Origin of the sequence: Virgibacillus siamensis (assembly GCF_900162695.1) — a bacterium.
GTDB lineage: Bacteria > Bacillota > Bacilli > Bacillales > Amphibacillaceae > Lentibacillus > Lentibacillus siamensis_A.
Window position 1 is genome coordinate 1 of the sequence record NZ_FUIH01000004.1, and the last position, 20,020, is coordinate 20,020.

Genomic DNA, 20,020 nt, shown 5'->3' on the forward strand with positions numbered 1-20,020 from the left:
GCTCGTTCCACAGACTTCCACCCGAAGGCTTCCGTCTGCTTCCCGCGCTCGACTTGCATGTATTAGGCACGCCGCCAGCGTTCGTCCTGAGCCAAGATCAAACTCTCCAAAGAAAACTCACTTTTGGTTCTTTCAAAAGTGTAGTTGCACTTGTGCAAGTAAGAATCGCTTCTTATTTGCCAAAAAAGTTTGTCTATGATTGACACCAATCAACCATAGGTTTAAGTCTTAGCTTTAAAATTGAATCCAGGGAAAAAGCATTTGCTTTTGTCCTGTTTCGCTTGACATACTGGTTGTTTTGTTCAGTTTTCAAAGAGCAATTCATAAGTTGTCGTTTTTTGCGACGAAATTAAATTTACCATGAAAGGCAGTTGGTTGTCAACACCTTTTTTGATAAAGTTTTTAAGACGCGAAAAATGTTTAATTTGCTTTAATGACGACAAGAAATAATATAGCATAATCACATGTTATGTGCAATAGAAAAAACCAAAAAACCATAAAAATGATTTTTTGGTTCATTCGAATTAAATGATGCTGTTACTGATTCTCTGTTCGTCTGGGCATATACTTAATGCATTCCTGCTCACTTGCCACCCGGCGAAACAGGTTGAAAAGGATTTGATATCGTTCCCGCATTGCACGCTTTACCATATGATCTATTCGATGATCTTCCAGGTCCATCAATAATTCTTCCAATTCTCGCTTCAATAAGTATTCCATTTCTTTTTGTTCCACATCATTAATTAACAATCCAAGCATTTTAGTTCACCTCAACTCTTCTACAACTAATCAGATTTTGCTTACCCCTTTTTCATGAATCGAAACATTTAACGCTTTCCACCGCCTGAGAACTTCCATTATGAAACTGCATAACACAAATAGATTTTTCCAATCTAATGCAGCTCCCAAAAAAACAAATCCAGCAGTGGAAAGCTGGTTTTATCATCTCTTTTATAAGTTTGAACGTTGTCACTATATTTATTCGAAATAATTATCGAATTCCGTCGGTTATTATTAGTTTATGTGTCAAAACAATAAAACGTGATTCGGCTTACTTACTTCCTTAAACATACTATTCCCCAATTCGCAGCAATTTCAATCATCATTTTTTCAACCGATCCAAAAGCTCGTTCATAATACGTATTTCAGGTCATAGAATATGATAACGATGATTGGGAGGAATTATGAATGGATCATTTTTATGTTATGCGGATTAACAAGTGGAAACGCTGGCTGGTTGTGGTGGCATTCGCATTCTTTGCAGCGTTGCTGTTATGGTTTGAGAGCATGGGCTCGTTGGCTGTTTTTTCCAAAGGTGAACCTGCCGCCTTTACAAGAGGAAATCCGGATCAATCAAATATTGCATTAACCTTTAATATCAGCTGGGGTGAAGAAAAGGTTCATGATATTTTAAAAATGCTCAAAAAACATAATGTACAAGCCACCTTTTTTGTGAGCGGCGAATGGGCGGAGCGTCACCCTGAAATCCTAAAAAAGATAACGAAAGGAAAACATGAACTGGGAATGCTCGGCTATCGCTATGAGAGCTACTTGGATATGGAATTGGAGCAGGTTGGCAAAGATCTGCGGCATGCACGGGAAGTTTTTAATAAACTTGGATATGAAGATATGGAATTGCTCCGGCCGCCAAGTGGACATTTCAACAAAGAAATCATCAAGCTTGCCGAGGAAATGGATTACAAAGTGGTCCACTGGAATGTAAGTCCGCATGATTGGGAAAATCCGGGAACACAACAAATTATTAATTTTGTCATGGAGAAAACAAAAAATGGTGATATTATTCTTATGCATGCATCCGACTCTGTAAAACAAACAGGCAAAGCATTAAAAACCATTTTACCCGGCTTAAAAAAGAAAGGATTTCAGTTTGTTTCCGTTTCAGAACTTATTAACCAAGCGCATGCGGAAGCAAAAATAGTGGAATAAATAATAAATAAGCCGTAGCACCAATCCAGGTGATACGGCTTATTATAACATTACTTACGATTTTACTGTGCTGGTTTGCGCCTGATTGTCCTTTTTGGCATCTTCCGCACTCTTTGTTATTTTGTGCAACACGAGCAGCTGATACGTATTGCATGCAAGCAGCGGAATAATCATCAGCCAAGCATAATCGGAACCGCTTGTGCGCAGACCCGGAACCCACTCAACTGAGGTAATGACTACCATTAGAAATAGTGCCGGAATAAACGCACGCTGATTCGTTGCCCGGGCTTTCAGCTTTGCAATCAGCCATCCATAAGCTAAAATTCCCGCAGCCATCAATATGTATAAGAACAGTGAAACATCGCCATCTGAAGCATTATATGGAAAGTAAATTAAATCAAATACGACAAACGCAATAAGTAACACCTGTACGGTCGGCCAGAATGTACGAAAAAGACCAAGTCCAAATTGATTTATAAACAAATACGCAAAAAAGCCGGTTTGACTGATAACACTGAACACCAGTCCCAACCCGATAAAGAAGATCACCAAACCACTTAATTCCATAAAATCAATGGGATTTAAAATTTTGGCATAGGATTCAGTTTTTACAAAAAAACTGGTAATAAGCCCCGCAGCCGCGCCGATTAAAAGCGTCTTTAAAAACAATCCCACCCACTTGCGACTATTCAATCTGTTTTCCTCCTAGTGTGTGTTCAACATTCAAGCCTATTTTATCACGAACAGTCGTACTTTTCCTCCATAAAGTGCATATTTTTTCTTCTTCACACTCATATTAAACATGAGAGGAAGGAGGAGTAACAAGTGAAACGAGCAATATGTGCAGCATTCATCACATTGCTCATAGTTGTCCTAAGCGCTTGTAGCGGGGAAAGTTCTGCAAGTAAACAGGCCGATTACGACGCGACCAAAAAAATGGTCGTTGATATACTGCAGACAGAAGATGGAAAAAAGGCCCTGAAAGAAATATTATCGGATGAGAAGCTGAAAAAACAGCTTGTAATCCAGTCCGATGTTGTTAAAAAGTCATTGAATGAAGTGCTGACTTCCGATAAATCAAAAGAAATGTGGACAAAATTATTCGAGGACCCCAAATTTGTAAAAGCCTATGCAAAAGCAATGGCTGATGAGCATAAAAAGTTGATGAAGGAATTAATGAATGATCCCGAATTCCAGAAACAAATGCTTGATTTAATGCAAAATCCGCAAATTGACAAGCAAATGCTTGAGGTTATGAAAAGCCAGGATTTCCGCAAACATCTGGAAAAAACAATCCAGGAGACATTGCAGTCACCGTTATTCCAGGCAAAAATGACTGAAACTTTATTAAAAGCAGCTGAAGAGCAAAGTAAACAAGGCGGCAAGCAATCACAGAGCAGCGGTCAAAGTGGTCAATCAGGCGGATCGGGAGGATCAGGCAGCTCCGGCAGTGCAGGTGGTCAATAAAAGAAGAGGTGACAGTTTATTGCCACCTCTTCTTCTTTTTGGAAACAGCCGGTTCCTTATTCTTCCACTTTTGCGATAACCTTCGCGGCTATTTTATGATATTCTTTTCCAAGTGGATGGTCCTGCTGATAAACAGATGGAGCAAACTCATCCTCTTCTTCATAAGGCTGCTGCAGCGGCAAATGTCCAAGCACTTGTGTTTTAAGTACTTCAGCTAATTTTTTTCCGCCGCCGCGTCCGAAAACATATTCCTTCTCGCCCGTTTTTTTGCTTTCAAAATATGCCATATTTTCCACAACACCCAAAATTTCGTGCTCCGTTTTAATTGCCATTTGCCCAGCACGTGCGGCAACAAATGCTGCTGTTGGATGTGGTGTGGATACAATAATTTCTTTACAGGTTGGCAACAGTTCATGTACATCCATCGCTATGTCGCCGGTTCCCGGTGGCAAATCAAGCAGCAGATAATCCAGGTCGCCCCATTCCACTTCTTTGAAAAAGCTGTTCAGCATCTTACCAAGCATTGGACCGCGCCAGATAATTGGTGAATTATCCTCTACAAAGAAGCCCATGGATATCACTTTGACACCAAAGCGTTCGACCGGAATAATTTTCTCACCGCGCACTGCCGGCCGCTCCTCTACACCCATCATGTCAGGAACACTAAAGCCATATATATCCGCATCAATAATACCGACTTTTTTACCAAGACGCATCAATGCCATCGCCAGATTCACTGTGACCGTAGACTTTCCGACACCGCCTTTACCACTGGAAACAGCAATAAAATTAGGATGCTTTCCTCCGCCCATCAGGTTTTTCTCCTGTTCTTCCTCGGCGGCAGGTTGATATTGCCGAATTACATCATCCGGCAATTGTTCAAAACGCAAACCGACAGTTGAAGCACCATTCCGCTTCAAAATACCAACAATCTCCTGCTGAAGCTGCATCTGCTCAGCGGTATTGGTTTTTCCTATCCCTATTTTAACACTGACATGTTTTTTCTCTTCTTTAATAGTTACCTCTTTTACTCCGCCTGTTTCTTCAAGCGTTCTATGTAAAAATGGGTCATTAACAGGATAAAGCAATTCCTTCACTTGTTCTTGTGACAGCACAGTCAGTCACCTTCCTTTTCCTAGCGTATTTATAATAAGTTCATTATATTTTTTCACACAACGCTAGTATAACACAAATCACCTAATTTCTAAGTGATTTGAATCATATACGGAAAGCGGAAATAACTGCATTGTTTTTGCCTCCACGCATCGCAGGCGGATCAGCATTTTCGAATGGATTCTTAACTTGCATCATCAGCTGTCATCCTTTTCTTTTTCCGGCTCCTCTGTGACATACCTGAGAATGCCGTGGTAAATACTGCCGGCTAATTTTCGCTGATACGTATCTTTTTTCAAATGTTCACGTTCATGTTCGTTCGAAAGGAATCCCGCTTCGACCAATGCAGATGGAACTTCGGCATGCTTCAGCAGATATACACCTTTGATTGGCAATGATTCACGATTGGTGTTTTCCAGGTTGCGGATTATTTCAGCCTGAATCATTCTGGCGAGGTGCCTGCTTTTATCATATTTCGGGAAATAAAAGGTCTGTGCCCCATGCCATCTTGACGACGATAAAGCATTTAAATGAATCGTAATAAAAAAGTCCGCGTTCTTCTTTTTAATAAATTCCAGTCGATTCCGTATATCCTCAGCTTTTCGACGTGATAATCCAGATGTATCCTTATCAGCAAGATCTGTATCATTTTCCCTTGTCAAATATACAAGTGCACCTGCCTGCTGCAAAAAATCCTGCGTCTTCTTTGCAATTTCCAGCGCAATATCCTTCTCAAGGGTCTCGTCCTTGCCTACTGCCCCGCCATCAGGACCACCATGGCCGGGGTCAAGAACAATTGTTTTGCCAGCCAATGGCAAAGACCATGTTTTCCAGGTTGAATCTGCTTGCTTTATCGGATATTGAATCAAAAAAGCCAATATAACAAAGCCCACTCCCCAAATAAATACTTTTTTAAATCGTTCCATGGCACTCGCTCCTTAATAATCTGCTTGCACTATTGTATGGGACAGGCGAGTAGTTTATGATTAGTATAGAAAACGGTTTAGAAATGCATTGCTGTGGTAATATAATTATCAGAGAATACTGGAAGGAGAGTTTTGCATGGATTGGATAGGAATTGGCGTCATTATTATCGGACTGGCCTTATTAGCATTAGTTGCTTTTTTGATTAAACCATTGAAAAATTTAACAGAGGTGTTTGCCAATCTCCAAAAAACGACAGATGAACTGCCGGATCAGATTGCTGATATTACAACAGAGACGGCAAACGCTATCAGTGAAGGCAGAAATGCCATTAAACAGGTGAACAGCCAGATGGAAGTGTTGAAACCCCTATTTCGACTGATTGGCAATATAGTTTATGCAGTAAATGGTCTTACATCATCAATTGTACAAGTCAATGCAACGATGAAAGAAAAAGCGGAAAAAGGCTCTGCAATTGAGCGATACAACCTTGAATGGATTTATGGCATCATGACAATCGGCTATTGTTTTGTACAGCGAAAAAAAGCATCTAAATAAACATAAAAGCGCAAGCGCCCGTTTAGCAACGAGCGACTGTGCCATACTCCAAAACTAAAAAATCCCCAACCAGGGGATTTTTATTTATCTTCGGTTGTCTTCTTTTTTCGGGAAATATTGAATTTCGCCAGAGGTGAGGTCAGCTTTCGCGACATTTCACCAACATCGCCAAGCACGTAGAATAGAGGGCTTAGCGTCCGCAATTTTTCATTTACGTCAGATAATGTATCATTCGTATGGTTAATCAAACTGCCTGTCTCCCGGAAAATATCATCCAGTTGATCCGGCAGTGGTTCAACTGTTTTTTCAATCCCGCGGAGAATGTTGGCAAGGTTATTTAACGTCCATGCCAAATAAATGGCCAGTACTAAAAATGCAACTCCAATAAATATTACTCCAATTCCTGTTAATGTCATCTTAATCCCTCATTTCTTTTATTTCTTTACAGGCAGATTTTCTTTCTGAACGATTATTTCATTCTTCGTATTTTGCTTCTTCCATCTTCGAAAGACCTTAAAGGCAACTTGCCCCCACTTCGCTCCTTCTGTCAAGCGCTCAATCGTTTGCGGCGAGCTGTACTCCGGGAGTTTTCGGCTTTGCTTTTCCAATAGCCTGCTGCAGGCATTAATGGATTGACCGGTATTTTCCATAGCATCGAACAATCCATCTGTTGCATTCATTTTATCACTAAAATCATCGACAAGCTTCTCAGTTTCATGCAACGTGTTCCGCAGCTCCGGTGTGAGGTAATTCAATTTTTGTTCAACATCACCCAACGAATTCCCAAGCGATTTCATCGTACGTGAAACCCGAAACAATACGTAGGATATATATATGGCTATCAGTGCAAATGCCAATGCACAAAGCAGTATTCCAATATATACGAAATCCATTTTTATGTACCTCCCTTATAGACTGATTTACCACCAGCTGAATGAATTAAAACGTTACCTGTTCAAAAGACCTGTAACAAAATACTCTTTCCAACTGACATTATCATATTTCCCAATACGTTTCCATTGTATGTCTGTTATATCTAGTGACGTAATGAATGGTGTACCGTTTCGGAATTGATCCCAATCCCCTTGCGCCGCCCATTCACCTGTATCTGCGCCTTTCTTTATTTCGATTAGGTCACCCATGTTAATACCTGTTTGAACCTTTTGCCGCTGCAGCAATCCTTGATCAGTCAGCATCCATACATTGGTTCCAAATAACTGGTTTTCCCTGACCACTGCAGCATTTTGTGAAGCTTTCGTTGTGATGGCCAGTTTTGCATGATATCCCGGAAGCAGCTTTTCTGTATTGGTGCCATCTTCAAACTTCACCTGAAACGGGTAGACACTCGCTGTATGTACATTAACAGTTTGCGGTGTGTCACTGATTGCACTAAGTGTTCCCTTGAGCATATCACTGTTTTCACGAATATTCACTTTAACAGGCATCTCCGGCTCGACTTCCATCCGCTCTTCCTCAGTGAGTTTACCGGCTGCCTCCAATTCCATTCCTCGGATCATAACGACTGGATTTTCCAAGGTTTCCGAAAGTTTGGCAACCCTGCCCTGATATGCACTTTCTACGGTAATCGTATCCCCGGACGATTCCAAATCCGACAATTGACCCTGAATACTATCGAGCTCCGCTTTTTTTTGGGCAAGTTCTTTTTTCTGCTCAGCAATGTATGCCTCCTTCATATATTCTACCTCAACAGGCTCGTGTGTCAGATCAAATTTTGCGCTTTCTCCTTCAAATTGTGCCTCTAAATCTGACTGTGGTGCCTGAAAGGAGGATACTCTGGCAATTGCCTCCTCAATTGCGGCAATCTGTCCGTTCAATGAAGCGGCATCACTTTCCAATTGTGCTTTTGTTTCATAAAAGTTTCGCGGTTCATATGTAAAAAGCGCATCACCGACATCAACTTCCGCACCATCTTCCACCTTGAACTCCAGAAAACTCCCTTTATCTTCATCAAAATAGACACTATTTTCTTTAGCTGCTTGTAATACTCCGTCTGTCTCAATCGTTTCATACATATCCTGCTTGGTTATGGCAGCCCATTCATCAATATAGGAGAACCGATCGACTTTCTCGTCTTCATCCAAATAAACGAGCAAACAATTAACACCAAAAAACAACACGATTAATGTTAGTATTACTTTCCTGCGATTCATCCAAACCACCCGCCAAGTAAATAAATATCGGCAACAGCCAATGCTGCGGCAAGACCCCAGTAAAGAATATGTAAAATGATAACAACTGTCCAAATCAGGCGCCTGCTGCCATCAGCCAGAAAGCTTATGAATCTTGCCTGAAACCAAATAATCCAAAACTGAAAAAGCGATATCGCACCACAAAAATAGATTATCCATGTTTTTTCCGTAAAGTATGAAGCAATGATGCCGAATGACCATGGTGAAACATGCCAGTCCAGACCCCAAAATACAGCCAGTGGAATCCACAGAACCCGTTCAACCAACATCACAAACAAAACAATCTGCTGCATAACAAGCAGTTTTTTGTACGGGATTCCAGTCAGCCAGTAAAAGATTAACGAAGGTATAAATAATACCAATAACGCGAACAGAACAGCAAAGCTCATTCTGCCAAGAACAAACCAGAATTTTGTCACCTCATATTGAAGTCCGCCGAGGGCTGTCGCAGTTTCAGATACAGGCTGCGACCCGAGCCCGAGCCCAGCCATCCAGGTATAAACAGCTATACTTAACAGCAAAAGCAGCAAAAATACTCTCCAAACGTTTTTTAGTGCTTCCGCTTCACGAATCCGATATAAATTGTCATCTATTGGAAAGAAAAATTTTATAAGATTCACCCGATAGAGCATGTACCACAGTCCTTTTAGTCAAATCTGGTCGATTTCCATCTGATTCCTATTTTAACGTAAAATTCACTAATATCCTATCATTTTCGATATTTTACGAAAATAATAGGGATTTTTTCCTATATTAGTAGAAATCCGGAAAATAAGTTTGTCGGCTAGGTACAATACGTTCCAATATTTTTACTTGCTCCGGATCTCCGGAAACCAAACCGGCTTCGTGCAGTTCCATTGGACGCTTATATCCCATCAGCATCGATGCAAGCTGCTGAACATTGCATTGGATTTCGTTTTGGCCATTCGATGATTTTAGACAGGTTATACCTGTTCCGCTTCGGGTGAGCTGATACGTTCCCGTGTTTTCAGGCAGGAAATCATCGACAACATTCAATGCCGGCAGTGATTGGCTTTCGACAGGCTGGAACGGAAATTGCTCCAGGAAACGATGCACATCGACAATTCGTGCCATGAAATAAGGTTGCAGTTTTTGGTCGAATCGCGGCTCATCAAGCAGAAGTGAAAGATTGTCATATTCAGGAACAACCATTTTGACATTTTCCGCCATTGAATCATGATTGGCAATAAATTGAAGCAGCTGTTTCAAACCATCCAGTGTCTTATACATCATTTCTTTTACAGTAAAAACTTCTTCTTTTACCTGATAAATGATATATGCTGTCGGATGATGGTCTTGATCGTAGGCAGCTGCCACATGATTATTTCCCTTTAAAACACGCTGTTCCCACCACTTAACATCTCTCACAAGTGTTCCGTTAAACCGCCGGGCATGCGCTGTGTATACATCATGAAGCAGACCGATATCGTCTTCTGCACGGCGAACATATCCATTTGTGTCCCACTGACGTTTTAATTTAGCGAGTGGTATGGAATAATGTTTTTCGACAAATGCAGTTTCCCATCCATACTTCCGGTAAAAGGCAAATGAAAAAGGATGCAGAAATGAAATTGTCTGGCCGTGTTCCTTCATGTAGTTTAATGCATGATGAAGCAGTTCTTTAACCGCCCCTTGTCTACGGTACTCCGGCCATGTGGCAACTGCACTTATCCCGCCCATTTCAAAGACTTTTCCGTTAATATAGCAGGTTAACGGAATCAGATGCAGTTTGGCCGCCAGTTCATCATTCGACATCCATCCCCAAATAATATGTCGATTCGCCTCTTCTTCCTTTTGTCGAAGTGCCTCTCCGGTCATTTCATATTGAAAAGCAAATTGCGACAGCGCGAAAATTGCCGGATAATCGCGATTAGTGAGTGTTTTTATGTATGACATCGTGATCCCCCTCAATTCATTCCTGTACAACAATCATACATTAATTTATTCAAAATATACCAATTTTGGAGTTTATTCGAGGGATGACAAATTCATATGGCAAGTGGTTCGCGCTGAAGAATGTGTCGAACCCGCTGAACAAAATGCATTTCGCGCTGAAGAAAGAGCCGTACCCGCTGAACAAAATGCATTTCGCGCTGAAGAAACCGCCAATGCTGCCGAACAATGCGCACAGCCCTTATTCAAGGCTAGCTTGTGCTGTAAAAAAACCAACCTTTCCAGACAACAAAAAAACCCCCCTTCCCGCAAAAGGAAAGAGAGCTTTTGTACAAGCAAAATTAACGCTTTGAGAATTGTGGTGCACGACGAGCGCCTTTAAGACCGTACTTCTTACGTTCTGTTTCGCGGGCGTCACGAGTCAGATATCCTTCACGCTTCAATGTTGCGCGATATTCAGGATCTGCTTTCAGCAGTGCACGTGCAATACCGTGGCGGATTGCACCTGCCTGTCCAGTGAATCCTCCACCATGCACATTTACTAAAACATCATAAGTTCCTTGAGTTTCAGTGCTTGCAAGTGGCTGATTCAAAATTAATAGCTGTGTTTCATATGGGAAATAGTCTTTAGCATCACGGTCATTGATCAGTACACGGCCGGTACCTGGAACCAGACGTACACGAGCAGTTGATCTTTTACGGCGACCAGTGCCATAGTATTGTACTTGTGCCAATTGATTTACCTCCTTTTAATTATCCTCGAAGCTCGTAGACTTCCGGCTTTTGAGCTTGATGATTGTGTTCTGAACCTCTGAATACGTGCAGTTTTTTACCCATTTTGCGGCCAAGCGGACCTTTAGGAAGCATACCTTTTACAGCAAGTTCCAGCATTTGTTCCGGGTATTTTGTACGCATTTCTTCAGCATTGCGTTGTTTCAAACCACCTGGATGGTTTGAATGACGGTAATACATTTTGTCATCCATTTTCTTACCTGTCAGCTCTATTTTTTCTGCGTTGATAATGATTACATAATCACCAGTATCAGCATGTGGTGTATAAGTTGGTTTATGCTTTCCGCGCAGGATAGCAGAAACTTCACTTGCCAGACGGCCTAAACGTTGGCCTTCAGCATCCACAACAAGCCATTTGCGTTCAATGTTATTTTCATTCGCCATGAAAGTTGTGCGCATGATGGTTTCCCTCCAAATTTCAATTCGATTCAATGTTATTCCTATATTTAACATAATTAGTTTCCGGGGCTAATCATGGTTTAGAAATAAAATGCCACAAATCATCATATACCATCTATAGCAAGTTTGTCAAGTCCTAAATAAAACAGCCTCCCTCACTGAGAGAAGCTGCCTCATTATCTTATAAAACACCGCGCATGAAGGTTTGTATTTTTTTCGAGAATATGAATAATACAATACCTGCCAGAACAGCGATACCACCGATTATTCCAAAATAATAAATTTCTGATGATGGATCATACAATTTAACAATTTGCGCGTTTACTGCTTGTCCCGCTGCATTGGACATGAACCATAAACTCATGGTCTGTGCAGAAAACGCAGCAGGTGCCAATTTGGTTGTTGCAGATAAGCCTACCGGTGACAGGCAAAGTTCACCAAGTACTACCAGGAAGAAACTCAATACAAGCCATAATGGACTTACCAATGATTCTGTTCCATTAATGACTGCCGGGAATATCAAAACCATAAACGATATTCCGCCAAGGATGATTCCAAGCGAAAATTTCTTCGGTGTAGATGGCTGACGATTTCCAAGTTTCACCCACATTGTTGCGAAAAGTGGTGTCAGCATAATAATGAATAGCGGGTTCAGTGACTGGAACCATGATGCATACAAGTCAATTCCCAAAAAGCTTAGTTCAGTCCGTTCTTTTGCATATAACGCAAGGATAATCGATCCCTGTTCCTGAATTGCCCAGAAAACCATAGATGCGATAAACAGCGGGATATACGCCAAAATACGTGAACGTTCCTCTTCGTTTGTTTTCGGACTTTTATACATGACAATAAAGTATGCAGTCGGAATCACAACGCCAAGGAAACTGATTAGATACGTAAATGTTGTAATATTCAATATATGAGTTGGAATAGTAATGGCAAGCAGGATAACCAAAATTACTGCGCCAATTCCAAATCGTTTAAATACAATCTTGCGTTCCTGAACATCAAGCGGATTTGCCACATATGTTCCGGCAAGTCCAAGATATTTTTTTCGTGTCAAAACAAAAACAACCAAACCAAGGAACATTCCGATTGCAGCAAGGCTGAATCCAAGGTGATAATTATATTGCTGTCCAACTGTTCCAACGACAAACGGTGCAATCAATGCCCCCAAATTAATACCCATGTAAAAAATACTGAAGCCTGCATCGCGGCGGGTATCCTTCTCACTGTACATATCCCCGACAACACTGGAAACGTTCGGTTTCAGAAGACCTGTACCAATGGTTATGAATAACATCGACAGAATTAAACCAGTAACTCCTATCGGCAAAGAAAGCACAACGTGACCGATCATGATGAGAATACCGCCATAGAAAATAGTTTGCTGCGTACCAAGCAAACGGTCTGCAATCCAACCACCGATGACACCTGTCATGTAGACAAGTGCACCATAAATAGCCATAATGGATGCAGCTACATCTTTGTCAATTCCCAGACCGCCATTAAATAGCTGGTCGTACATGTAGTAAAGCAGCAGAGCACGCATTCCATAGTAGGAAAAGCGCTCCCAAAACTCTGTGAAAAATAAAGTGAATAACCCTTTAGGCTGTCCAAAAAAGCCACGCTGGGGAACACTTTGTACAATTTTCTCCTTATCAAACTTCATGCTGTGAAAAACTCCCTCTCTCGTATTAGCTGTATAATAAGCCATATTAAATTTTACTTTTTTCTGATAATTATGCTTCAGCAAACTTCGGAAAAAATAAGGGCACGTTCCATAATATGTCGTGAAATCCCGCATGTCAACTGAGTGAAAACGCATAAAAATCACAAAAAAATAATCAATTAAAAAAACTTGGTACGATAGCACCAAGTTTTGGAAATATTCAATAGGTCACCTTCCACAGATATAATCCCTGTGCCGGAACTGTATCGCCTACAAGCCGCCGGTCTTTCTTTTCCAGGAGCCCTGTGATGTCCGACGCACTTCGTTTCCCCTGACCAATATCAAGCAATGCCCCAACAATAATACGGACCATATTGTACAAAAAACCGCTGCCCCGAAAAATAAACTCAATCTGACTGCCGTTTTTTTGACAGGAAACTTCATACATCTTTCGGACTTTACTTCCTTTTATAGTAGCTTTTGCAGATGAAAAGGTGGTAAAATCATGTTCACCTTCCAAAAGGTTACATGCCTTTTTTATTTCCTGCATATCTAATTGATAAGGAAACTGGTAGTAGTAGTTTTGTTTAAAAACATCTTTTCCCCGCTTATTCCATACATAATATCGGTATTCCTTTTCAACTACATCATATCTGGCATGGAATGTATCAGCGGCAGTCTCCACCACATGCACATATAGATCATCGGGCAATAACGTATTGATCGCCATTTTCCAGTTATATAACGGAAGATTGAAGGAAGTTTCAAAGTGGATGGTCTGTCCCTTCGCATGCACACCAGTATCGGTCCGTCCGGATGCCTGTATTCGGATATGCTCCCCTTTATGGATGCGCCGTAAAGCCTTCTCCAATTCGCCTTGTATTGTGCGCTGACGGGGCTGAATCTGAAAGCCGGAAAAATTCGTCCCGTCATAGCTTATAATGCATTTAATTTTTGCCATGGCCTCTCAGCCCCTTTCATTAATATGATCTGGTTAAAAACAGTCCTGCAACAACACATATAAATAATAGATAAATGACAATATCCCGTGTTTCAATCTTTAATTCACGCAGCTTGGAACGGCCTTCTCCCCCCTGATACCCCCGCGCTTCCATTGCCATAGCGAGCTCCTCTGCACGTTTAAACGCACTGACAAACAAAGGGACAAGCAGGGGCACAACTGCTTTGACACGTTCTTTCAGTGTACCTGTGCGGAAATCAACACCACGGGATGCTTGTGCTTTGGAAATTTTCTCCGTTTCCTGCAGCAGTGTAGGAATAAATCGTAATGATATGGACATCATCAGTGCCAGCTCATGCACCGGAAATTTAAATTTTTTCAGCGGATGCAGCATTTCCTCGATTGCATCCGTAATTTCAATTGGTGTTGTCGTCAATGTCAGCAGCGACGTTACCAATATCAGCAGAAAAAAGCGCATGGAAATGGCGAATCCCTGAATAAGCGCACCGGAAAATATTTTAAACGAAAACACCTCAACGAGTACCTCACCCTGTTTCGTGACGATTAAATGCAGGATAAAGGTGAAAATAATTAAAAACCAGATAGGTGTCAGCCCTTTAATAATAAATCGTAATGGTATCCGGGTCGTAAATGTACTGGCCAGTGCAAATGCAGTCAGTATGCCATAGCTCCATACCGAATTTGCAAAAAAAACGACGAACACAAAGAAAAATATAATCGTGATTTTAGTTCGCGGATCAAGCTTATGAACAAGGGAATGACCAGGGACGTACTGGCCGATTATCAGTGCATTATTCATGCTGTTCACGCCCCTTCAACAGCTGCCCGATATCGTTAGCAGCTTCTGCAATCGTTTGCCGCCTGAATGGGATTGCTTTTCCGAATCTCTGTTCAAACGCATTTAAAAATTGAACCATCTCCGGTACATCAAGCTGAACCTTCTGCAGGGCTTCTTTTTGTGAAAAAACTTCCTCAGGTTTGCCTTCCATGTATTTTGTTCCCTTATTTAAAATGATTACATGATCAGCATATTTAACGGCATCCTCCATGCTGTGCGTAACTAAAACCGTTGTTTGACCCTGTTTGTGATGCATATCAGCAAACATTTCCATCATGTCTTTTTGACCGCTTGGATCAAGCCCTGCAGTCGGCTCGTCCAGCACAAGAATCTTCGGCCGTGTTGCCAGCACACCAGCTATCGCAACCCTGCGCATCTGTCCGCCGCTTAAATCGAAAGGAGATCGCTGCATCAATTCCTCTGTCAGACCAACATCAGACATAATCGCTGGAATTCGTTTTTCAATTTCATCCTTTGGCACGTCAAAATTTTCCGGTCCAAATGCAATATCCTTCCTGACCGTTTCCTCAAACAATTGGTGTTCAGGATATTGAAAAACTACTCCGACACGGCGGCGCAGATCTTTCATATTCTTTGGCTTTTCATCGGCAGTTAAGCGGAAATCACCAATCGTAACTTCCCCTGCTGTTGGCTGAAGCAACCCATTTAAATGCTGAATCAACGTTGACTTTCCGGAACCGGTATGCCCGATTACCGCAACAAATGACCCTGACGGCACGGTGATAGACAAATCCCTCAATGCCTGGTGAGCAAACGGGGTATTCGGTTGATATGTATAACTTACATGGTTAAATGTGATTTCCATAAGTCCTCCAGCAGCTCTTCATGATTTAATGGTTCACTCGTAACGGTAACACCTGCTTTTTTAAGCTCGTCTGACAATTGTGCAATAAACGGCACATCCAATCCGATTTTACGAAGTGCTTCTTTTTTAGAGAAAATTTCCCTCGGTGCCGCCTCACCCCATATTTCACCTTCATTCATCACAATCACACGCTCAGCCTGCACCACTTCCTGCAAATCATGTGTAATCGTGATCAAGGAAAGTTCACGTCCGTTTTGCACACTGGAGATTATGTTCATGATTTCGGAACGACCTTTAGGATCCAGCATTGCTGTCGCTTCATCCAAAATAAGGACCTTTGGTGAGATAGCCAGGACACCCGCAATGGCAACCCGCTGCTTTTGTCCACCTGAAAGTTTATGTGGTTCAGTTAGCCGGTAATCCTGCATGCCGACTGCATTCAATGTTTCGTCAATCCGTTTAACCATTTCCGCACGGGGCAGACCACGGTTTTCCATTCCAAACGCAACATCATCCTGTACCGTTGTACCGACAAATTGATTATCCGGATTTTGAAAAACCATTCCGACGTCTTTCCGGATTTCCCAGACCGATTCATTTGTCAGCTTCTGACCGTTAATGATTATCTCCCCTTCCTGGGGGAAAAGCAATCCATTCATCAGTTTTGCTATTGTCGACTTCCCAGAGCCATTGTGACCAATAATGGCCATCGACTCATTTTCATAGATTTCAAACGAACAATTATTCAACACCCACGGCTGCTCTTCTCCATATCTGAACGATACATTTCTGAACTCTATTAATTTATTTCGCATATGATGTTCCTCCTCTGTCTCCGCTCAAAAGCCTGGGTGTGTAAAGAAACTTACATTCCATTCCTTAGTATGTTTGTTGTTATCATCCTGGAAAGATCGACTTCCGACAATGAAATTCATCCTGCATCATGTTTGGTCGATTCTCTGGCCACGACGGTTGATTCCGTTCATTGGAAGTTGATTCTTCGGCCACGACGGTTGATTTCGCTCCATTGAAGGTTGATTCCTCGGCCACGATGGTTGATATGTCCGGCTGAAGGTTGATTCTATGGACACGAAAGTCGATCCCGCCAGCCAACATGTTGGTCGATTCTTTGGCGTTGTAATCCATGCCAACCGACCGCATAGAACGCCAGTCAGCCGCCTCCGCTTTTCTATTCTACAAAAAAAGGGCTTGGATTCACCTCATGGAAGAGATTCAGTCCTGCCCTTATGCTTACGGTATCGTTAAACTAGTTCAATGATTGCCATTTTAGCTCCGTCACCTTGACGAGCTCCCAGCTTAAGAACACGTGTATATCCGCCCTGTCTGTCTTCGTAGCGTGCAGCAACGTCATCGAAGAGTTTTTGAATTACATTTTCATTGTCGTTTGCTTCCTGATTGTACAGGAATGATGCTGCCTGTCGACGTGCGTGCAAATCACCACGTTTTCCAAGCGTAATCATTTTTTCAACAACTGTTTTTAATTCTTTTGCTTTTGATTCCGTTGTTTCAATCCGTTCATGGATGATTAAATCAGATGCAAGGTTTCGTAACAAAGCCATACGTGCATCTGTCTTACGGCCTAATTTTCGAGCCATGGACTATCCCTCCCTTTTCTTGAAAGTCTATAGGTGTCGATTAGTCGTCATCACGCAATCCCAAGCCCAAATCTTCCAGTTTAACCTTTACTTCCTCCAATGATTTGCGGCCCAGGTTACGAACTTTCATCATGTCTTCTTCAGATTTATTTGAAAGCTCTTGTACTGTATTAATTCCAGCGCGTTTCAAGCAGTTATAGGATCTGACAGATAAATCAAGTTCTTCAATTGTCATTTCCATTACTTTTTCTTTTTGGTCTTCTTCTTTTTCAACCATGATTTCTGCATTTTGTGCTTCATCTGTTAATCCCACAAAAATATTAAGATGTTCTGTGAAAACTTTTGCACCTAAAGAAACTGCTTCTTCAGGACGAATGCTTCCATCTGTCCATACATCCAATGTTAATTTATCGTAGTTTGTGATTTGCCCTACCCGCGTATTTTCCACTTGATATGTTACACGTGACACTGGTGTAAAGATGGAATCAATTGGGATAACACCGATGGGTCTCTCATCATGATTATTTGCATCAGACGGGCGGTACCCACGGCCGGACTCTGCAGTAATCTTCATGTGCAGACTACCTTCACCGTTAATTGTTGCGATATGCAGGTCAGGATTCAATACCTCTACATCACTATCATATGTCAGGTCTGCAGCCGTAACTTTCCCTTCCCCCTGCACATCAATCTCCAATGTCTTCTCATCATCAGAGTAGATTTTCAGAGCGAGTTTTTTCAGGTTCAAAATGATGGTTGTTACGTCTTCAACAACTCCCTCAATTGTTGAAAATTCATGCTGTGCCCCATCCATTTGAACTGATGTAACAGCAGCACCCGGGAGTGAGGATAGTAGGATACGACGCAAGGAGTTTCCTAGAGTAGTCCCATACCCACGTTCGAGCGGTTCGACGACGAACTTTCCAAATTTAGCATCATCGCTGATCTCAACCGTTTCTATTCTTGGCTTTTCAATTTCGATCATTCCATAAAACCCTCCTTTAAAACGTCGAAATACCGGTTAGACGATAAGGTGTCTAACCGAGATTCCCCAAATAGGCAGTAGGCATTTCTGCGCTATTGTAAAGATTAACGTATTCGCTTGTCGCTGTCATGTTGTATCATAAAAGTCTTGCAAAAGGGATAAACCCTTTCCGCCTTATACTTTTAGTCATCATAACCCATTATTGACAGGGTGACAAATTCTATACGGTACAATTATACGCGACGACGTTTTGGTGGGCGGCAACCGTTGTGCGGAACTGGTGTTACGTCACGAATTGCTGTAACTTCCAATCCAGCTGCCTGCAGTGAACGAATCGCTGCTTCACGGCCGGCACCAGGGCCTTTTACAGTTACTTCCAAAGTCTTCATGCCATTTTCCACAGCAGACTTGGCTGCAGTCTCAGCTGCCATCTGTGCGGCAAATGGTGTTGATTTACGGGATCCTTTAAAGCCCAATGCGCCTGCTGAACTCCAGCCAATCGCATTACCTTGCACATCTGTAATCGTAACAATTGTATTGTTAAACGTAGAACGAATATGTGCAACTCCCGTATCTATATTCTTTTTTACACGACGCTTACGTGTGTTTGTTTTACGTGCCATTGATTTTACCCTCCTTCACGTTACTTTTTTTTGTTTGCTTGTGTACGGCGAGGACCTTTACGGGTACGTGAATTGTTTTTCGTTTTTTGACCACGCACCGGCAGTCCGCGGCGATGTCTGATTCCTCTGTACGATCCGATTTCGATTAAACGTTTAATATTCAATGAAGTCTCACGTCGAAGGTCACCTTCAACAGTAAAATCACCGATTTCTTTACGGATTTTAGCTAATTCATCCTCCGTCAGATCGCGTACACGAGTGTCTTCTGATACTCCTGCTTGTTTCAGGATTTGCTGTGCTGTTGTTTTTCCAACGCCATAAATATAAGTTAGTGAAATAACTACTCGCTTATCGCGTGGAACATCAATACCTGCAATACGTGCCATATAGGTTTCGCACCTCCTTGTTTTTTAGCCTTGTTTTTGTTTGTGTTTCGGGTTTTCGCAAATCACCATTACTTTGCCTTTGCGTTTTATTACCTTGCATTTTTCACAAATTGGTTTTACAGATGCTCTTACTTTCATCACCTTTACCTCCTTTTATATCGGAGCTCACGCTTCTATTTATAACGGTACGTAATTCGTCCTCTGGTTAAATCATACGGGGAAAGTTCTACCGTTACTTTGTCGCCCGGTAAAATACGGATGAAATGCATACGGATTTTGCCTGATACATGCGCCAAAACCGTATGGCCGTTTTCAAGCTCTACATTAAACATCGCATTCGGCAATGTCTCTGTAACGGTTCCTTCCACTTCGATTACATCATCTTTCGCCATCGTGTTGATCTCCCTTCTTCAAATCAGTCACAACTTCATTGACAAATTTTGCTATGGCAAATCGCAACTTGCCATTTGTGACACGACCAGTATCCAGAAGGCTGTTTTGGACTTCCGGAGAAATGTAGTCCATGGTTTCAATATGATGCAGATTCTTTTTCTTCGGTCGATCATATTTACGTTTCTCTCCGTCTGCCAGCAGGACATAACGATCATCAATCAATTTCAATACTACCGCATACTGTCCCGCCTCGCGTCCTTGCATAATGCGAACAACTTGACCGGCTTGCGGTATCGAATCAGTTTCGCTCAACAACGATCACCTTCACTTAGGCTTTTATTTTATACCTATCATAAGGTAAATCAAAATAATTAT

Annotated in this window: 27 protein-coding genes and 1 rRNA gene; 4 read left to right on the plus strand and 24 right to left on the minus strand. The window is 41.8% G+C overall.

The annotated features are described in order from the left end of the window. A 16S ribosomal RNA gene (locus tag B1K71_RS00090) occupies positions 1-113 on the minus strand; the annotation flags it as partial. A gap of 424 nt (positions 114-537) precedes the next feature. After that, on the minus strand, positions 538-759 hold the full coding sequence (locus B1K71_RS00095; RefSeq protein WP_077323999.1) for a hypothetical protein: 222 nt from the start codon (positions 757-759) through the stop codon (positions 538-540). Between the two features lie 429 nt (positions 760-1,188). On the opposite strand from B1K71_RS00095, the gene pdaB reads away from it, so the two are divergent. Beyond that, positions 1,189-1,947: a polysaccharide deacetylase family sporulation protein PdaB gene (pdaB, locus tag B1K71_RS00100; protein ID WP_077324000.1), complete on the plus strand. Its 759-nt coding sequence runs from the start codon at positions 1,189-1,191 to the stop codon at positions 1,945-1,947. 54 nt (positions 1,948-2,001) lie between these two features. Here the strand turns inward: pdaB and B1K71_RS00105 are convergent, their stop codons facing one another. Then, entirely contained in the window at positions 2,002-2,640 is a 639-nt protein-coding gene (locus tag B1K71_RS00105) for a KinB-signaling pathway activation protein (RefSeq protein ID WP_077324001.1), read from the minus strand. A 132-nt stretch (positions 2,641-2,772) separates the two neighbouring features. Here B1K71_RS00105 and gerD point away from each other — a divergent pair, with 132 nt between their 5' ends. Next, the gene (gerD, locus tag B1K71_RS00110; RefSeq protein ID WP_077324002.1) at positions 2,773-3,414 is read left to right on the plus strand and encodes a spore germination lipoprotein GerD; all 642 of its coding nucleotides are present in this window, start codon (positions 2,773-2,775) and stop codon (positions 3,412-3,414) included. 56 nt (positions 3,415-3,470) lie between these two features. On the opposite strand, the gene B1K71_RS00115 is transcribed toward gerD, so the two are convergent. Together B1K71_RS00115 and cwlD are read right to left on the minus strand one after the other, a co-directional pair. After that, on the minus strand, positions 3,471-4,529 hold the full coding sequence (locus B1K71_RS00115) for an Mrp/NBP35 family ATP-binding protein (RefSeq protein ID WP_077324003.1): 1,059 nt from the start codon (positions 4,527-4,529) through the stop codon (positions 3,471-3,473). 195 nt (positions 4,530-4,724) lie between these two features. Beyond that, positions 4,725-5,453, minus strand: a complete 729-nt coding sequence (gene cwlD / locus B1K71_RS00120; RefSeq protein WP_077324004.1) for an N-acetylmuramoyl-L-alanine amidase CwlD — start codon at positions 5,451-5,453, stop codon at positions 4,725-4,727. A gap of 136 nt (positions 5,454-5,589) precedes the next feature. Here cwlD and B1K71_RS00125 point away from each other — a divergent pair, with 136 nt between their 5' ends. Beyond that, positions 5,590-6,009 (plus strand): DUF948 domain-containing protein, encoded by a 420-nt coding sequence (locus tag B1K71_RS00125; protein ID WP_077324005.1) that lies wholly within the window; start codon positions 5,590-5,592, stop codon positions 6,007-6,009. An 80-nt stretch (positions 6,010-6,089) separates the two neighbouring features. Here the strand turns inward: B1K71_RS00125 and B1K71_RS00130 are convergent, their stop codons facing one another. From B1K71_RS00130 to B1K71_RS00150, 5 genes are all read right to left on the minus strand, one after another. Next, positions 6,090-6,425 carry a DUF948 domain-containing protein gene (locus tag B1K71_RS00130; protein ID WP_077324006.1) on the minus strand — a complete coding sequence of 112 codons (336 nt, stop codon included), beginning with the start codon at positions 6,423-6,425 and terminating at the stop codon, positions 6,090-6,092. An 18-nt stretch (positions 6,426-6,443) separates the two neighbouring features. Next, positions 6,444-6,902: a DUF948 domain-containing protein gene (locus B1K71_RS00135; protein ID WP_077324007.1), complete on the minus strand. Its 459-nt coding sequence runs from the start codon at positions 6,900-6,902 to the stop codon at positions 6,444-6,446. Positions 6,903-6,956: 54 nt separating this feature from the next. Next, positions 6,957-8,180, minus strand: coding sequence for an HlyD family efflux transporter periplasmic adaptor subunit (locus tag B1K71_RS00140; RefSeq protein ID WP_077324008.1), 1,224 nt, complete (start codon positions 8,178-8,180; stop codon positions 6,957-6,959). Beyond that, a complete protein-coding gene (locus B1K71_RS00145; protein WP_077324009.1) occupies positions 8,177-8,851 on the minus strand; it encodes a hypothetical protein in 675 nt (224 codons plus the stop codon). The genes B1K71_RS00140 and B1K71_RS00145 overlap by 4 nt, the downstream gene beginning before the upstream one ends. A gap of 121 nt (positions 8,852-8,972) precedes the next feature. After that, complete coding sequence (locus B1K71_RS00150) at positions 8,973-10,136, minus strand: GNAT family N-acetyltransferase (RefSeq protein ID WP_077324010.1); 1,164 nt, start codon at positions 10,134-10,136, stop codon at positions 8,973-8,975. Between the two features lie 83 nt (positions 10,137-10,219). Between B1K71_RS00150 and B1K71_RS00155 the strand changes: the two genes are divergently transcribed. After that, positions 10,220-10,486, plus strand: coding sequence for a hypothetical protein (locus tag B1K71_RS00155; RefSeq protein ID WP_077324011.1), 267 nt, complete (start codon positions 10,220-10,222; stop codon positions 10,484-10,486). Here the strand turns inward: B1K71_RS00155 and rpsI are convergent. The 14 genes from rpsI to B1K71_RS00230 form a co-directional block, all read right to left on the minus strand. Then, positions 10,475-10,867: a 30S ribosomal protein S9 gene (gene rpsI, locus B1K71_RS00160; RefSeq protein WP_077324012.1), complete on the minus strand. Its 393-nt coding sequence runs from the start codon at positions 10,865-10,867 to the stop codon at positions 10,475-10,477. The genes B1K71_RS00155 and rpsI overlap by 12 nt on opposite strands. Positions 10,868-10,886: 19 nt before the next feature. Beyond that, positions 10,887-11,324 carry a 50S ribosomal protein L13 gene (gene rplM / locus B1K71_RS00165; RefSeq protein WP_077324013.1) on the minus strand — a complete coding sequence of 146 codons (438 nt, stop codon included), beginning with the start codon at positions 11,322-11,324 and terminating at the stop codon, positions 10,887-10,889. Between the two features lie 181 nt (positions 11,325-11,505). Continuing rightward, on the minus strand, positions 11,506-12,996 hold the full coding sequence (locus B1K71_RS00170; RefSeq protein WP_077324075.1) for a peptide MFS transporter: 1,491 nt from the start codon (positions 12,994-12,996) through the stop codon (positions 11,506-11,508). Between the two features lie 220 nt (positions 12,997-13,216). Further along, a complete protein-coding gene (gene truA, locus B1K71_RS00175; RefSeq protein WP_077324014.1) occupies positions 13,217-13,957 on the minus strand; it encodes a tRNA pseudouridine(38-40) synthase TruA in 741 nt (246 codons plus the stop codon). Between the two features lie 19 nt (positions 13,958-13,976). Next, positions 13,977-14,777 (minus strand): energy-coupling factor transporter transmembrane component T family protein, encoded by an 801-nt coding sequence (locus B1K71_RS00180; RefSeq protein ID WP_077324015.1) that lies wholly within the window; start codon positions 14,775-14,777, stop codon positions 13,977-13,979. Further along, a complete protein-coding gene (locus B1K71_RS00185; protein ID WP_077324016.1) occupies positions 14,770-15,642 on the minus strand; it encodes an energy-coupling factor ABC transporter ATP-binding protein in 873 nt (290 codons plus the stop codon). Before B1K71_RS00185 ends, B1K71_RS00180 begins: the two co-directional genes overlap by 8 nt. Beyond that, positions 15,618-16,457, minus strand: coding sequence for an energy-coupling factor ABC transporter ATP-binding protein (locus B1K71_RS00190; RefSeq protein WP_077324017.1), 840 nt, complete (start codon positions 16,455-16,457; stop codon positions 15,618-15,620). The genes B1K71_RS00185 and B1K71_RS00190 overlap by 25 nt, the downstream gene beginning before the upstream one ends. A 447-nt stretch (positions 16,458-16,904) precedes the next feature. Further along, entirely contained in the window at positions 16,905-17,258 is a 354-nt protein-coding gene (rplQ, locus tag B1K71_RS00200; protein WP_077324019.1) for a 50S ribosomal protein L17, read from the minus strand. Between the two features lie 40 nt (positions 17,259-17,298). Next, positions 17,299-18,243 carry a DNA-directed RNA polymerase subunit alpha gene (locus B1K71_RS00205; RefSeq protein ID WP_077324020.1) on the minus strand — a complete coding sequence of 315 codons (945 nt, stop codon included), beginning with the start codon at positions 18,241-18,243 and terminating at the stop codon, positions 17,299-17,301. A gap of 233 nt (positions 18,244-18,476) precedes the next feature. Beyond that, complete coding sequence (gene rpsK, locus B1K71_RS00210; RefSeq protein WP_077324021.1) at positions 18,477-18,866, minus strand: 30S ribosomal protein S11; 390 nt, start codon at positions 18,864-18,866, stop codon at positions 18,477-18,479. A 20-nt stretch (positions 18,867-18,886) separates the two neighbouring features. Then, positions 18,887-19,252 carry a 30S ribosomal protein S13 gene (gene rpsM / locus B1K71_RS00215; protein ID WP_077324022.1) on the minus strand — a complete coding sequence of 122 codons (366 nt, stop codon included), beginning with the start codon at positions 19,250-19,252 and terminating at the stop codon, positions 18,887-18,889. Between the two features lie 24 nt (positions 19,253-19,276). Beyond that, entirely contained in the window at positions 19,277-19,390 is a 114-nt protein-coding gene (gene rpmJ, locus B1K71_RS00220; RefSeq protein ID WP_010095733.1) for a 50S ribosomal protein L36, read from the minus strand. A 35-nt stretch (positions 19,391-19,425) separates the two neighbouring features. Next, positions 19,426-19,644, minus strand: a complete 219-nt coding sequence (gene infA / locus B1K71_RS00225) for a translation initiation factor IF-1 (protein WP_010095735.1) — start codon at positions 19,642-19,644, stop codon at positions 19,426-19,428. Next, entirely contained in the window at positions 19,631-19,957 is a 327-nt protein-coding gene (locus B1K71_RS00230) for a KOW domain-containing RNA-binding protein (RefSeq protein WP_077324023.1), read from the minus strand. The genes infA and B1K71_RS00230 overlap by 14 nt, the downstream gene beginning before the upstream one ends. Positions 19,958-20,020: the final 63 nt, after the last annotated feature.